The 14,998-nt window shown below is 42.1% G+C and carries 14 protein-coding genes; 8 read left to right on the plus strand and 6 right to left on the minus strand.

Going from position 1 to position 14,998, the window contains the following annotated elements:
* Position 1: 1 nt before the first annotated feature.
* The 4 genes from DDT91_RS14380 to DDT91_RS14395 form a co-directional block, all read right to left on the minus strand.
* The gene (locus DDT91_RS14380; protein WP_187176890.1) at positions 2–790 is read right to left on the minus strand and encodes a metal ABC transporter ATP-binding protein; all 789 of its coding nucleotides are present in this window, start codon (positions 788–790) and stop codon (positions 2–4) included.
* Positions 787–1,707: a metal ABC transporter solute-binding protein, Zn/Mn family gene (locus DDT91_RS14385; RefSeq protein ID WP_187176891.1), complete on the minus strand. Its 921-nt coding sequence runs from the start codon at positions 1,705–1,707 to the stop codon at positions 787–789. Before DDT91_RS14385 ends, DDT91_RS14380 begins: the two co-directional genes overlap by 4 nt.
* Positions 1,704–2,366 carry a metal-dependent transcriptional regulator gene (locus DDT91_RS14390; RefSeq protein ID WP_187176892.1) on the minus strand — a complete coding sequence of 221 codons (663 nt, stop codon included), beginning with the start codon at positions 2,364–2,366 and terminating at the stop codon, positions 1,704–1,706. Before DDT91_RS14390 ends, DDT91_RS14385 begins: the two co-directional genes overlap by 4 nt.
* A 323-nt stretch (positions 2,367–2,689) precedes the next feature.
* Positions 2,690–3,817 carry a hypothetical protein gene (locus DDT91_RS14395; protein WP_187176893.1) on the minus strand — a complete coding sequence of 376 codons (1,128 nt, stop codon included), beginning with the start codon at positions 3,815–3,817 and terminating at the stop codon, positions 2,690–2,692.
* A gap of 21 nt (positions 3,818–3,838) precedes the next feature.
* Here DDT91_RS14395 and DDT91_RS14400 point away from each other — a divergent pair, with 21 nt between their 5' ends.
* Positions 3,839–4,654 carry a 2,3,4,5-tetrahydropyridine-2,6-dicarboxylate N-succinyltransferase gene (locus DDT91_RS14400; protein WP_187176894.1) on the plus strand — a complete coding sequence of 272 codons (816 nt, stop codon included), beginning with the start codon at positions 3,839–3,841 and terminating at the stop codon, positions 4,652–4,654.
* 10 nt (positions 4,655–4,664) lie between these two features.
* The gene (locus DDT91_RS14405; RefSeq protein WP_187176895.1) at positions 4,665–5,267 is read left to right on the plus strand and encodes a tetratricopeptide repeat protein; all 603 of its coding nucleotides are present in this window, start codon (positions 4,665–4,667) and stop codon (positions 5,265–5,267) included.
* A 22-nt stretch (positions 5,268–5,289) separates the two neighbouring features.
* On the opposite strand, the gene DDT91_RS14410 is transcribed toward DDT91_RS14405, so the two are convergent.
* Positions 5,290–5,997 carry a molecular chaperone DnaJ gene (locus DDT91_RS14410; RefSeq protein ID WP_370539321.1) on the minus strand — a complete coding sequence of 236 codons (708 nt, stop codon included), beginning with the start codon at positions 5,995–5,997 and terminating at the stop codon, positions 5,290–5,292.
* Between the two features lie 188 nt (positions 5,998–6,185).
* Between DDT91_RS14410 and DDT91_RS14415 the strand changes: the two genes are divergently transcribed.
* The 5 genes from DDT91_RS14415 (at position 6,186) to DDT91_RS14435 (ending at position 11,020) form a co-directional block, all read left to right on the plus strand.
* Positions 6,186–6,593 carry a DUF4332 domain-containing protein gene (locus tag DDT91_RS14415; protein ID WP_187176896.1) on the plus strand — a complete coding sequence of 136 codons (408 nt, stop codon included), beginning with the start codon at positions 6,186–6,188 and terminating at the stop codon, positions 6,591–6,593.
* A gap of 204 nt (positions 6,594–6,797) precedes the next feature.
* Entirely contained in the window at positions 6,798–8,336 is a 1,539-nt protein-coding gene (locus tag DDT91_RS14420) for a helicase HerA-like domain-containing protein (RefSeq protein ID WP_187176897.1), read from the plus strand.
* A 34-nt stretch (positions 8,337–8,370) separates the two neighbouring features.
* Positions 8,371–9,585 carry an NAD(P)/FAD-dependent oxidoreductase gene (locus DDT91_RS14425; RefSeq protein WP_187176898.1) on the plus strand — a complete coding sequence of 405 codons (1,215 nt, stop codon included), beginning with the start codon at positions 8,371–8,373 and terminating at the stop codon, positions 9,583–9,585.
* Positions 9,582–9,929, plus strand: coding sequence for a hypothetical protein (locus DDT91_RS14430; RefSeq protein ID WP_187176899.1), 348 nt, complete (start codon positions 9,582–9,584; stop codon positions 9,927–9,929). The genes DDT91_RS14425 and DDT91_RS14430 overlap by 4 nt, the downstream gene beginning before the upstream one ends.
* A 131-nt stretch (positions 9,930–10,060) precedes the next feature.
* A complete protein-coding gene (locus DDT91_RS14435) occupies positions 10,061–11,020 on the plus strand; it encodes a YheT family hydrolase (RefSeq protein ID WP_187176934.1) in 960 nt (319 codons plus the stop codon).
* Between the two features lie 35 nt (positions 11,021–11,055).
* Here the strand turns inward: DDT91_RS14435 and lhgO are convergent, their stop codons facing one another.
* The gene (gene lhgO / locus DDT91_RS14440; protein ID WP_187176900.1) at positions 11,056–12,255 is read right to left on the minus strand and encodes an L-2-hydroxyglutarate oxidase; all 1,200 of its coding nucleotides are present in this window, start codon (positions 12,253–12,255) and stop codon (positions 11,056–11,058) included.
* A gap of 166 nt (positions 12,256–12,421) precedes the next feature.
* Between lhgO and DDT91_RS14445 the strand changes: the two genes are divergently transcribed.
* Complete coding sequence (locus DDT91_RS14445) at positions 12,422–14,899, plus strand: DUF5686 and carboxypeptidase-like regulatory domain-containing protein (RefSeq protein WP_187176901.1); 2,478 nt, start codon at positions 12,422–12,424, stop codon at positions 14,897–14,899.
* The last annotated feature ends 99 nt before the right edge of the window (positions 14,900–14,998 follow it).

The raw sequence follows: 14,998 nt of genomic DNA on the forward strand, positions 1-14,998 counted from the left end.
ACTAGCTTTTGAGCGGGTTAAAGTCTTTGTTTCGAATCAGGTCAGTGACCTTGGTGAGGAGGTTGAGTTTGCCTCCGTAGGTTTTGCGAAGCAAATCCTCTGTTATCACCAACTCTTTTGGTCCAGAAGCAACCAAGTGCAAATTGAGCATGATCACCCAATCAAAGAAGTTCATCGCAGAGTGGATGTCATGGTGCACGACTAGAACAGTTTTTCCGGAGTCAGCCATTTCTTTCAATAATTGAAAAATGGCAGTTTCCGTCGCCATATCAACACCCGCAAACGGTTCGTCCATGAGGTACAAATCAGCCTGCTGGGCCAAAGCCCGCGCGATAAATACCCGCTGCTGTTGACCTCCTGACAATTCGGATATCTGCCTCTCAACAAATCCTGTCATCCCTACCTGTTCAAGACACTGCATGGCGAGGTTCTTTTCTTTTTTTCCAGGCCTACGGAAAAGACCCAATTTCCCATAGGTCCCCATCATGACCACATCCAGCACCGAAGCAGGAAAATTCCAGTCCACCGATTCACGCTGTGGCACATAGCTGATTCGTGCGCGTACATCATTTAGGGGTTTGTCAAAAATCCGAACATAGCCCGAAGTGGGAGGAATCAACCCCATGATGGATTTGATCAGGGTGGATTTTCCTGCACCGTTGGGACCGAGGATACCCACAAGCTTGCCGGAAGGAAGGCTCAAGTCCACATTCCAAAGTACCGGGTTTTGATCGTAGCTGACCGTAAGGTCATGGATTTCCAACACAGGATTTTCTACTTGGGAGATCATGGCAATAAGTTTTGGTATATGATGTTGAGGTTGGTGGCAAACATCCCGAGATACGTACCAGCCGGGGTTTCCGGAGCATCTAGGCTGTCGGTATAAAGCGGGCCGGCTAACTGTACGCTTTGGTTTTTTTCAGCAGCTCCGTTAGCAACAGCTTTCAAGGCTTTGGGAGAAATGGTCTGTTCGGCGAAAATGGCTTTGACTTGATGCTCTTGAATGATCTGAATCAACTCGGTCAAATCCCGGAGTCCGGGTTCGCTGAGTGTGGAGAGCCCTTGTAGTGAATAGACTTCGAGACCATAGGCTTTTCCAAAATAGGCGAAGGCATCATGGGCAGTGACCAATACCTGATTTTTTGACCTCAATTCATTGACTTTGGTTCTAGCCTCTTGTTCAAGCGTTTCCAGTTTTTTGAAGTAAGTGGTTGAATTCAATTCAATGCTTGACTTCCATTCAGGCTTCCATTTGACAAGTTCTTCGCTGGCATGCTTCAAGGCTTTTGACCAAAGGTTAATATCAAACCAGATATGCGGATCGACACTGTGTGCCTCGGGACCCGAGCGAATCAATTGATCTTGGGGTACCCCTTGTGAAACATCTATGATGGATTGAGTTAAGGTCAATTTCTCGAATATCTCCGTCATTTTGCCTTCCAAGTACAATCCATGGTACACGACGAGATCTGCATTGGTCAACAGGTCGAGATCCCTAACGGAGGCTTTGTATAAATGAGGATCCACTCCGGCTGGCATGAGCGCAATTACCTCTGCCTTATCACCCACGAGATTTTGAATTCCATCTGCTAGAATGCTGGTGGTGGCAACAATTAATGGTTTTTCTCTTTGAGTTTCGTAAGCAGGTTTACAAGCTCCGAAGAGGAGAAGCATAGAGACTAAGTAAACTGTCAAAAATCTACTCATGACTGAAGTACCAGAATATTGCTAGCGACATCTTTGGACATAAACAAGGTCTTCTTTTGATCCACCAGAATTTCGAGGGATCCATCAAATTCCACTTTGTCCAGCACTTTTATCCTTGCCCCAATGTAGGCGCCCACTTTATCCAAATAGCGGAGAAATGCAGCAGAACTGTCCTTAACCGCCACAATTTGTCCAGTTTGGTCCACATCCATCTCATTGAGCTGTACTCTTGGTCTAGATCTTACATCCCCAAATTCATCCGGAATGGGGTCTCCATGCGGATCAAATTTCGGAAAGTTGAGGTAAGCATCGAGGCGCTGTATCAGAAGGGGAGATTGGATGTGCTCAAGTTGTTCGGCTACCTCATGTACCTCATCCCAGGCAAAGTTGAGTTTTTCAACCAAAAAAACTTCCCAAAGTCGGTGTTTCCGGATGGTCTGTAGGGCATAACGTTTCCCCGTTTCGGTGATCTGCAGTCCGTAATACTTACGGTATTCGATCACTTCTTTTTCTCCAAGCTTGCGCAGCATATCGCTGACGGAGGCAGGCTTGGTGTTGATTTCAGCCGCAATGTCATTGGTGGACACGCTTTTTTTTCCTCCATCGGAGAGGTGGTAGATCGCTTTCAGGTAATTCTCTTCCGCAACAGTCAATTCCATAGGTAGCTCAAAATAATAAGCCAAATGTAAAAATTAAATTAGATATATCTAAAAATAAATTTAATAGACGCTAAAAGAAGTGTGGAAAACCCAAAAATAGCTGTGTTTTAATATTTAGATTAGGCTAAAAATAAATTTAGACCACATGATAAACCTATGTAAACATCAATAAATCAATGGATTATAAATACTTGTCTTAGTGCAAATGATTAAAAAGGGTTGAGAAATCCGAGTTTCCATTTCCGGGATTTGAGTGTAAAAAATGGGGGAGAGGTGGATAAGTTTCCACACTTATCCACTTTCCAAAGGAAAATCAGGGAGAATTAAGACAGGAGATTTTGGATAGCTTCTTGAAAATGAAGCCTTTCAGTTTTCCACAATACTGACCTAGGCACTGGTGTGGAAAAGTAGTTCTGGGATAGGGCTTGTTGAAAAGTCGCTACGGCGAGTTGAGTCTGCTGAAAGTCGACCGAAAAGCCACCCTTGAAGCTATTGTAAAAATTTTCCCAATTCGGGTTAGGAGTCATCAAAATGGGAATGCCTAAAGCAGCGCATTCAAAGAGCTTAGTGGGAAGTTTGTCTTGTATAACAGGATGGATTGCGTAGGGCAAAAGTGACACATCTGAACAGTTCAAAACTTTCTCAATCTTTCGATAAAGAATGGGGAAATCAGAAATTTCCAGATGAACCTGTGAGCAATTTCTGGCCTGTTGGACTAGCTGAATCTTGTACTCCTTTATTGGACAATGACCGATGACCTCTAGTTCAAAATGGGGATAAACTTCTAGGAGTTTTTGAAACCAGATCAAACCTTCCAAAGTGCCATAGGCAGGAGTTAGAGTACCTGTTATGCAGAATTTAAGTTTTTTAAATGGATCCAGTCGAAGCTGGGATACTTTCCTGATTTCCCCTTGATACTTATTTTCTAGTACCAGAAATGGCTTTTTCTCCGGCATTTCGGAAATGTAGCTGGACTCAGCCAAAAGAAATAAATCAATTCCCTGAACCTGTTCTGCTTTTTGGATGAGGTAGTTTGCCAGTTTTTTTTTCCAAAAAGGGAGACTTGGATTCAGATCCAGATTTTTACGATAGTTCTCCTGCACATCATAGACAAGCTTGAACGTAAAAAATAGCTTAAAGAAAGCTGACAATGGAAGGTATTCGTAAGTGCAACAAATCAAGAGTTTGGGCCTTACTTGAATTAATATCTTAGCAAATCTGAACTGTGCCATCCAACGATCCCACTTGGAATGGAAATGGCTCATAGAAGAAAAGAATCGGATTTTGGGGTACCTATCGGGCTTTTCCGAAGAAAAACCTATGATGTTTAGGCTGTATTTATTTGTTTCGCCAAGCGAAAGGGCCAGCTTTTGAAAGGCACGCACATCCTCTAAGGGCTTCAGCGTGGAAGCAATTACTACAGGAATCAAATTGGCCCCCTCAAGACTCATAAACGAAACTAAATAAATCTAATGGAACTCAAAACGATCATCGAGAACGCCTGGGAAAACAGGGAATTGCTCAAAGAAAAAGAAACCGAAATTGCCATCAAGACCATTATTGCTGATTTGGACGCTGGTCAACTTAGAGTCGCTGAACCTACTAAAGATGGGAATTGGCAAGTAAATGAATGGATTAAAAAAGCAGTGATTCTTTATTTCCCTATCCAAAAAATGCAGACCATAGAAGTGGGCCCCTTTGAGTTTCATGATAAGATGGCTCTGAAAACAAACTATGCCAAACAGGGTGTAAGAGTGGTTCCTCATGCAGTTGCCCGCTACGGGGCTTACTTGGCTAGCGGTGTGGTGATGATGCCAAGTTATGTTAATATCGGAGCCTATGTGGACAGTGGCACGATGGTTGATACCTGGGCTACCGTCGGATCTTGTGCGCAGATTGGCAAAAACGTTCATTTGAGTGGTGGAGTGGGAATCGGTGGAGTGCTTGAACCCGTTCAGGCAGCACCGGTAATTGTAGAAGACGGAGCTTTTATTGGTAGCCGTGCGATAATAGTGGAAGGTGTAAGGATCGGTAAGGAGGCAGTGATCGGAGCAGGCGTTACTTTGACCGCGAGTTCAAAAATCATAGATGTGACAGGATCTGAGCCTGTTGAATACAAAGGTTACGTACCGCCTCGTTCAGTAGTGATCCCAGGATCTATTTCTAAAACTTTCCCTGCCGGAACCTACCAAGTTCCCTGCGCTTTGATCATCGGTCAGCGTAAGGCTTCTACAGATCTCAAGACTTCCCTCAATGATGCGCTTAGAGAAAATAATGTAGCAGTCTAAACCAACTATAATGAAAAACCTGAGTAAAGTAATTCTAGTCCCGGTGATTGCCGGGGCTCTGTTTTCCTGTTCTGAACAAAAGTCAAATCCTGCAGATCGATATTTCGAAAAAGGCCAATATGAGTTGGCTGCACAGAGTTATACCGACCATCTGAAGAACAAGCCTACTGACGTCAAAACACTTTACGGTAGAGGAAGGGCTTTTCAGCAATTGGGGAAATTGACTGAAGCACAAGCAGATTTTGAAGCAGCTCTTACTCAGGAACCCAACAATTTCCAAGTCCTGCTTGGCCTTTCTGCTATCCAATTGGAGCAAAAAAATTATGCAAGTGCGTTACTATATGCCACTAAAGCAGAGGAAATTCCAGGGGCTCCGGCCATGGCTTCGTTCCTAAAAGGCAGGGCGCTACATCAACTGGGTATGCCCGAAGATGCTTTGAAGTCTTACGGCAATGCCATTCAGATTGACAAAGATTTTGGACAGGCCTACTACAACAGAGGACTTTTGAAAGTTGCGCTGGAAAGAAAAAAGCAAGCCTGTGAAGATTTCAAACTTGCTTCAGTTTTGGAATATCCCGGAGCTTCAGAAGCTTTACAGAAATATTGTAAGTGAAAAAATCCCGCAAAAGCGGGATTTATTTTTCCTGGTGTTCCTTGTGCTCATGAGGCTGGTGGTCGCAGATCTCATCAGAAGGTAATTTCCCCGCTCCGTTACAAGTTCGGCATTCGCTTATTTCTTTTCCCGAACCCGAGCATTCCGGACAGGTTAATCTTCCTTTACCGGAACATCGCTCGCACTCAAAAAACTCCACGATGTTAAATACGTTCGTTTTTTTGATCATTCCGGTAGCTCCGCATCTGCTGCATCCCACTATTCCTTTCGACTTGCAGTAGGAACAAGTCTGTTCGGTATGTTTTTTTCCCTCACAGGTAAAACACGCAAGGTATCTGTACCCTCTTCTGTCACAAAGCTCGCAGGATTGAATCTTAGCCAGAGGTTCTTTTAATTTCTCTTTAAGCTGTGATGCCCCCTGATAATTTTGACCGTTAAACCCAGTCAATTCGAGGTACTTATTGAGAAAGTTATTGCTATTGTCATATTGGCCAAGTTGAAAAAGGGTTTCAGAAAAATAATAAGGCATTTCGTCAGGAAGTGGAAGACCAGAGTCAATCAGGTTTCTGAAAATTGAATTGGCCGTCTGATAATCTTTCCGCTCCATGGCGGCTAGGGCACCCTTCATCCAGCGGTCTGTCTGTCCAAGATTTACTTGAGAGAAAACTACATTTGCATTCAGAACGAATGAAACCAGTAAGAAGAGAGGATAGGTAAATTTATTTTGCACTTTTTGAAGAAAGTAATTTGAGGCAAGTAAGTAACAAGATTTGGTTACTTCAAGTTAAAATTTATGTCAATCAGGATAAATTCATCTCCAAATCAGTTAGAAAGCCGAAAATTTTACCTAACTTAATTTTTGACCTTAATGGTTAGAAGTCATTTTTTAAAACAATTAAACTTTAAACTTAGAATTTTATGGGTAAATCAATCACAATGATCGAAGGAATCGGTGAAGTGTACCAAGGTAAACTCGCCACTGCCGGTATAAGTACCGTTGAAGGTCTTCTAGAAAAAGGAGCAACCAAATCAGGCAGAAAATCAATTGCCGAAGCTTCTGGTATTGATGAAGGAAAAATTTTGGATTGGGTGAATATGGCTGATCTATTTCGAATAAACGGTGTTGCAAGCCAGTTTGCTGAATTGCTAAAAGCTGCAGGGGTTGATACCGTGAAGGAGTTAAGAAACCGAAATGCGGAAAATCTTCATGCTGCCCTGACTAAAACCCAAGAAGAAAAGGGATTGACCAGAGTTGTGCCTCCATTATCAAAAGTCGAGGATTTCATAGCTCAAGCCAAAGAATTAGAGCCAGTAGTGACTTACTGAAATCGGAATTTATGATTCTCCGGAATGTGGCCATTGGCCGAATGTTAATCGATACTAGAATTGGTAGACCGACATAGGCCTGATTTGGCCATTACATTGGCTTTCCAAAAAGAATACCGGATAGCCTATTTTAATTTTCAAACCCTTCAAAACCTTGAGTCAACTCAAGGTTTTTTTGTAGTTTGACCACAAAGTTTTTTCTCTATGAACAAGATCGAAGAATTCAAGAACCATCTTTCTCAAGGCCAGCAATTTAAAAAGGACTATATCATCTTAGGAGCAGGGATACTTGACGGCCAGCCTGTGGAAAGCGCCCAGATTAAAGTTCCCCTCAAGACCTTAAACAGACATGGATTAATTGCCGGAGCGACAGGAACAGGAAAAACCAAAACACTTCAAGTCATCGCTGAACAACTTTCACTGAAAGGAATCCCATCCGTTTTGATGGATTTGAAGGGAGATCTGTCAGGTTTGGCAATGCCAGGGGAGACTTCTGATTTTATTTTAAAAAGATCCGCTACCATCGGAGTAGACTTTGCTCCACAAGGGCTTCCAGTCGAGCTGATGTCTATTTCCAATGAAAAAGGGGTTCGATTGAAAGCCACCGTTTCAGAGTTTGGCCCGGTGTTGATCTCCCAGATTTTAGAGTTGAATGATACCCAGAGAGGAGTAGTAGCATTGATCTTCAGATATTGTGATTTACACCATTTACCGCTTATTGATCTCAAGGATTTCAAAAGAGTCCTTCAGTATATCAGCAATGAGGGGAAATCAGCTATTGAGAAAGAGTTTGGCCAAGTTTCTTCAGCTTCCGTCAACACGATCATGCGAAAAATTATAGAGCTTGAGCAACAAGGTGCTGACAGATTCTTTGGAGAGTTATCTTTCGATGTGGATGATTTTGTCCGGACCAAAGACGGAAAAGGGGTGATTTCTGTAATTCGCCTGACTGATATTCAAAGCAGGCCAAAATTATTTTCCACCTTCATGTTAAGCTTGCTTTCGGAGATTTATGAGACTTTTCCAGAGCAGGGTGATGCAGACCAACCCAAGCTTTGTCTATTCATCGATGAAGCTCATTTGGTCTTTTCCAATGCCTCCAAGGATCTTTTGGATAAAATAGAAGCCATCATCAAGCTTATCCGTTCTAAAGGAGTCGGTGTGTTTTTCTGTACACAGACACCAACTGATGTCCCTGACAATGTCTTGGGTCAACTTGGATTAAAGGTACAACATGCGCTGAGGGCATTTACTGCAAAAGACCGAAAAGCCATTACCAAAACGGCGGAAAACTACCCGGATTCTCCTTTTTACAAAACTTCTGAAGTGCTCACCTCTATGGGAATTGGAGAGGCACTGGTAACTGCATTGAATGAAAAAGGAATCCCAACTCCACTCGCTCATACACTGGTCCGTGCTCCGATTACTCGAATGGATATCTTGACAGAGGCAGAAATTGACCGACTGGTGGGAGGTTCTGAACTGGCGAGAAAGTACAATGTGGATTTGGACCATGACAGCGCCTTTGAAATTCTTGAGAGGAAAATGATGGAGGTCCAAAGACAACAGGAAAAAATACCCCCCATGAATGCCCCTACATCCCGGACTACTACCCGGACCAAACAAGACGAGTCCCTGCTGGAAGAGCTCAGCAAAAACACCATGGTAAGGCAAATGGGAAGAACCCTGTTTCGCGAATTGGCAAGAGGAATTTTGGGTTCATTTTCAGGAAAAAGAAGATAATGTCAATTAAGTGTAAATCAATAAGTAATAGATCTTGAAAGTAGCGGTAATTGGAGGAGGAGCGGCAGGTTTTTTTGCTGCAGTTCATGCCAGTGGGTCGGGAAATGAGGTTGCGATTTTCGAAAAATCGCCCAAGGTCCTATCCAAAGTGAAGGTCTCTGGAGGCGGCAGATGCAATGTCACTCACAGGCCAATCGAAATCTCCAAACTGGTAAAGAATTATCCTAGAGGGGAAAAGTTTTTAAAAAAAGCTTTTCGTCATTTCTCCATAGAAGACACGTTTCACTGGTTTGAATCCAGGGGAGTATTCCTGAAAATAGAAGAAGACGGGCGAGTCTTTCCTGTCTCCGATGACTCACAGACCATCATCAAAACACTTACTGAAGAGGCACAAAAGAGAGGAGTAAAAATTCTTGTTTCCACCGGAATACAGGATCTAAAACCTATCGCAAATGGATTTGAGATAGTCACAAGTAGTGGATCTTTGCGATTTGACAAAGTAATCATAGCCACAGGAGGACATCCGAACAAAGACTCCTATGGTTTTCTTAAATCATTAAGGCATAAGATAATAAATCCTATTCCCTCTCTTTTTACTTTCAATACTCCTGGAGAAAAAATCCGGGAATTGATGGGTATATCCATGCCTAAGGCTGAAGTCAAAATTGAAGGCACCAAACTTACCTATCAAGGCCCTATCTTGATTACTCACTGGGGGATCAGCGGGCCTGCGGTACTGAAACTTTCTGCTTTTGGGGCACAATGGCTTTTTGATCAACAGTATCATGCAAGGGCCATAATCAATTGGAATGCTGAAATGGGAGAGCAAGACTATGCAGAGCAAATCTTGAATTATTGCAAATCCCATCCAAGTCGGAAAATCTTAACAAACCCTCTTTTTGGGGTTCCAGCTAGACTGTGGGAACATTTTTGCGAGAAATGCGGAATTACAGAATCTCAGCTTTATGGTAATGTTCCAAAAAAAATCCAAAATCGCTTAGTTCAAAATCTTTTTTGCTTTATTTTGGAAATCAAAGGAAAAACCACCTTCAAAGAGGAATTTGTCACAGCAGGAGGCATTCCCTTAGAAGAGGTAGATCCTGACACCATGCAAAGTAAATATCACCCCAATCTTTTCTTTGCAGGTGAAGTTCTCAATCTAGACGGAATAACTGGAGGATTTAATTTTCAAGCTGCGTGGACAACAGGGTACATCGCAGGGTGCTCAGCAAAAAGTAATGTTTTATGACAAATTATTACCCGGAGTTGAATCAAAGAATTCTGGAAATGTCTGAAGGAGACGATGAATTTCGCGAGGAATTGACCCAAGCGATTTATAAAGGACTCATTGAGCTCAAGCAAATTTATTCGGAAGGGACTATTGAAAGAGACATCGTTAAAATCCAACAAATAAGACACAAGCTTAAACCGACTCTTTCAATGTTTGATTTTGATCTTCTGACCGAAAATCTCCAAAAAGGAAAAGAATTACTTGAATCAAGCGGATTTGAAGGAGAGTTCGAAGTTCATTTCAAAGATTTTATTGAAAAAGTAGATTTGGCAATTCAGGAAGTGGAAAACCTGCCGAAATAAAAACGGAGCGTCATAGATCGCTCCGTTTTTTATTTTACCCTATGAGAATTGTTTCTTTGCAAAAGTATTCACCTCAGATTTCTTGAGAATTACCTCAAAGTGAAGTTGAGGTGAAGGTTTTATCTTTTCTTATGCCGATTATTTCTTCCTCGTACCGACGTCCACCTTTTTACCTTTTCAATGGCCACTTGGAAACCATCGTTCCGAGCATTTGGAGAAAAGTAGAAGGGGTCAATTATTCCAGAGAAAAAATCAATACACCGGATGGAGATTTTTTGAATTTGGATTGGTCTAAGGTAGGTTCTTCCAAACTTTTGATCATTTCCCATGGACTGGAAGGGGACTCCAATCGTCACTATGCCAAGGCCTTGGTTAAGCTATTTAATCAGAATAACTGGGATGTTTTGGTTTGGAATAACCGAACCTGTGGGGGAGAGATGAACCTAAAGCCCATTCTTTACCATCATGGAGCAAGTTATGACCTGGATACAGTGGTTCAACACAGTTTGAAAATAGAAAGGTATAAAGAAGTAGCCCTTGCAGGAATCAGCATGGGAGGAGCCCAAACATTGAAATATCTTGGAGAAAAAGGGGATTCCTTGCCTTTGCAGATCAAAAAAGCTGCAGTTTATTCTACCCCCTGCAATCTTCCCTCAAGCGCCGAAACCCTTAAATTCAAGTCAAACAAATTTTATAAAAACCGTTTTTTGGGAAAATTGAAGCAAAAAATGTCCCTTAAGGCCGATCAATTTCCTGATCTCATCAAAAAGGAATTGCTGGAAAGGGTGAGTACTTTTGATGAGTTTGACACCTTATTTACCGCCAAACTGCACGGATTTAAAGACGCTCAAGACTTTTATCAAAGCGTAAGTGCTGACAACTGGATGCCTCAAATTACTATTCCAACCCTGATCATTAACGCGTTGAATGATCCCCTTTTAGGAAAAGCCTGCTACCCTTTAAAACTTGCTGAATCTAAGTCAGAAATTCTATTAGAAATGCCCAAAAGGGGAGGACATACCGGTTTTATCCTTAACAATCAAGAATTTACTTGGGCAGAAATGAGGTTTCTGGAATTTTTGAATTCATAAAAAAAGGAGGTTTTCACCTCCTTTAGAACTTTAAGTTAAAACCTCTTTAAGGCCATTTCCGCAACCGTTCCTCCGATGGAAAGTGAACTTGTGGCCGCGGGTGAAGGGGCATTCAATACATTGATGGCATACTGAGACTCTCGGATGGCAAAGTCATCCAATAAACCTCCCGTTCGGTCACAGGCCTGGGCACGTACGCCTGCACCTCCGTCCACCAAATCGGATTCTTGGATTTCGGGAATCAATTCCTGAAGAGCTTTTGTAAAAGCAGCTTTTGAAAAAGAGCGGTAAAGTTCTCCAAAACCGGTCTTCCAATATTTCCCAGCTACTTTTTGAAATCCGGGCCAAGCCAAGGATTCAAATAACTCTGAAAGATTGATCTGGGACTTTTTATATCCTTCTCTTTTGAATGCCAGAACTGCATTAGGTCCAGCTTCGACACCACCTTTTTTCATTCGGGTAAAATGAACTCCCAAAAATGGAAAATTTGGATCCGGCACAGGATAGATCAGGTTTTTGACCAGGTATTCTTTTTCCTTTTTCAGCTTGTAATATTCCCCTCTGAAAGGGATGATCTTCACATCATCTATGGAGGCATCATTCATCCGAGCCACTTTGTCTGAATACAATCCTGCACAGTTGATGACCAATTTGGCTTGGAAAGAGTCTTTTGAAGTTTCAATATGATTTACTCCATTTTGTTGGCTTATGCCCAATACTTTATGTTCCAAAAAAATCTGCCCGCCTTGCTGCATGATCTTTCGCCCGTAGGCTAAAGCTACCTGAAAATAGTCCACAATACCTGTTTGGGGAACATGAATCGCTGCCACGCCCGTGCAATGCGGTTCATACTCCTTCAGTTCTTCCAGTGTAATTTTTCGGGTTCCCGTGAGTCCGTTTTGTAGACCTCTTGACAAGAGGGTGTCCAATAGGGGCTTTTGCTCTTCACGGGTGGCGACCACCACTTTACCTGTAATCTCATAAGGAATTTTTTCTTCTTGACAGAATTTCACCAATTCATGGTAACCATTGATACAATTGGTAGCCTTCAATGATCCTGGTTTGTAATAAAGCCCAGAATGGATTACTCCTGAATTGTTTGCTGTTTGGTGTTTAGCTAATTGGTTTTCCTTCTCAAGGATTGCAACTTTCAAGTCGGGGCGGGATTTTAAAATTTTATATCCTGTAGCCAATCCCACAATGCCTCCGCCAACAATAACAATGTCGTATATCATTTCCTGATGATTTTTGCCCCAAATATAGAGGAAGGCGGGTCAAAATTAACTAGGCGAAACTTTTCCTAAACAAAGGTCGTTTCGTCAAAATCGAAAAGAAGCAGGTTGGCATCAAAAATGAACTTAACTTGCATCCGTTTTCCAAAAAGTACCGACCAATCGATTAATGATTCGATCTTTTCTTCTGGGAGTTTTTCTCCTTTTTTCCATATCCTCTTACAGTCAATTCATCATAAAAGGAAGGGTGACCGATGCTGAAACGGGCGATCCCATTCCTTTTGCGAATGTGATTCTAAAGGGTACAAGCACTGGAATTACCACTGATTTTGAGGGGAATTATCAAATCAAAGCCCAAGTACTTTCTGATAGTCTGAGAGTCAGTTATTTGGGATATATCACCCAGTCCAAGGCCCTGGCCAATCAAGTGGAGCAAACGCTCAATTTTCAACTTTGGCCTGCAGCATTTGAATTGGGAACTTTTGTCTTTGAGGCAGGGGAAAACCCTGCTTTCGAAATTATCCGAAGAGCATCAGCCAGAAGAAAAGAATTTGACAAAAGAAGCTTAGATTCCTACGAAACAAAAAACTACACCAAAATCGAAATAGATGTAGACAACCTTTCGGAAGAATTTCGGCAAAGGAAGTCCGTAAGAGTAGTCACTTCGGTATTGGATAGTATTAAGCAATTGACCAATGACGAGGGAGAAAAAATCCTTCCTGTATTTTTCTCGGAGACGGTATCAAAATTTTATTATAGAAATAACCCCGAACTCCGAAAAGAGATTATTGAAAAAACAAAAGTCACAGGAGTAGGAATCACCGACGGATCTACCACCTCACAAATCACCGGATCCGTTTTTCAGGAGTATAATTTTTATAAAAACTGGCTCAGGATCCTGGAAAAAGACTTCATTTCACCCATTGCTGATGGGTGGAAAACCTATTATGATTATGATTTGATGGATTCGGTTCTGGTAGGTCAGGACAGTTGTTATAAGCTTCAGGTATATCCCAGAAGGGAGCAGGATTTGGCTTTTACCGGGACCATTTGGATCAAAAAAGACGACTACTCGCTCAAACAAGTGGATTTAACGATTCCAAAGGCTGCCAATCTGAACTTTGTGGAACGGATTAAAATTCAGCAGGAATTGGTTCCTACCGAAGCGGGGCCACTTTTACCTTCCAAAACCCGGGTTCTTTTGAAGATCGGTCAAATTCTGGATAATACCGCCGGTCTATTGGCCAAATTTTACACTTCCACAGACAGTGTGATCATCAATCAACCCAAGAGCACGGCTTTTTTCAATCAAGCCATTGAGCTACAGCCTGATTTTAACCGGTTTGAAGAGGATTTTTGGAAAAGCATCAGACCGGAACCATTGTCTGAAGAAGAACTGACCATTTTGCAGATGGTAGATACCTTAAGGACCATTCCTCTGGTAAGGTTCTATTCCGAAGGACTTAAATTTTTTGCTACCGGATACCTTAATGTTGGAAAAGTGGACTTGGGGCCTTGGACTGAATTCGGGAATTATAATAATGTCGAGGGGTTGCGGTTGGGCTTTGGTTTAAGGAGCAGTTACAAATTTTCTAATAAATGGCTGTTGGAAGGCTATGCTGCCTATGGTTTTGCCGACGAACGCTGGAAGTATAAAGCATCTGCAACCAGAATTCTGGATCGGAAGAGATGGACTACTTTGCAGTTACGCACCAGTCAGGAATTGGACCAGGTAGGGCTTGAAATCGAAAGTCTTCAGGGCAATAGTGTCTTCTTGGCCGCTAGCCGATTTGGCACCCTCCGTCAGCCTTATGTGTCAAATTATAATAGGCTCAATTTTCAGAGAGAGTTTTTCAAGGGTTTTTTATTTTCCACCGGGCTCAATGTGGGAAAGTTTGATCCTCTCTTCAATTTTTACTATTTCGAAAAAGACACAGGAGAACTTAAAGATAGTTTTGACGCTACGGAAATCAGGGCTGGAATCCGCTACGGTAGAGACGAAATTATTATTATCAATGACAACACCCGTGCTTCATTTGGTCCTTTAAGGTGGCCCATTGTAGAAGTAAATTTTGCACAGGGAGCGCAGATTTTGGGAGGGGAGGTATCCTACACCAAACTGAATTTTTACCTATATCAGCGGCTTACCATGGGCATTTTTGGGGTAGGAAGGTATGAGTTTGATGCAGGAAAAATCTGGGGAGAAGTACCTTATCCTTTGCTCAAAAACCACCTTGGAAATGAAACCTCCTTCTACACCACTGCAGCTTTTAACACGATGAATTTCAATGAATTTGCGTCAGATGGATTTGTGAGTTTAAGGTACAGGCAGTCTTTTGAGGGATTTTTGGTCAATTCTGTCCCTTTGATTAAAAGACTTAAATGGAGAATGGTAGGCAATGCCAATATTCTGTTTGGATCAGTTCGGCAGGAAAATATTGACAATATACCTACTGTTGATCCGGAAGGAAATCCCCTTGTCACTTTTGGACGCTTGGATCCTACCAAACCCTACCTGGAACTGGGCTATGGAGTAGAAAATATCTTCAAGTTTTTCCGGGTGGATTTCTTCCATCGGATGACCTATTTGGACAATCCTGGGGCGAAGCCGTTTCATGTTAAAGTGAGTGCGCAGATTATTTTGTAAAAAGCATACGTATTTTTTTTGAAAAAGATTTAGTTTTAAAAATGATGAATGATCTCAATCCTTTCATGTTCATGAGAGTATTGTCATTTAGAATGTTTC

It is taken from the genome of Algoriphagus sp. AK58, from assembly GCF_014324365.1.
Lineage (GTDB): Bacteria > Bacteroidota > Bacteroidia > Cytophagales > Cyclobacteriaceae > Algoriphagus.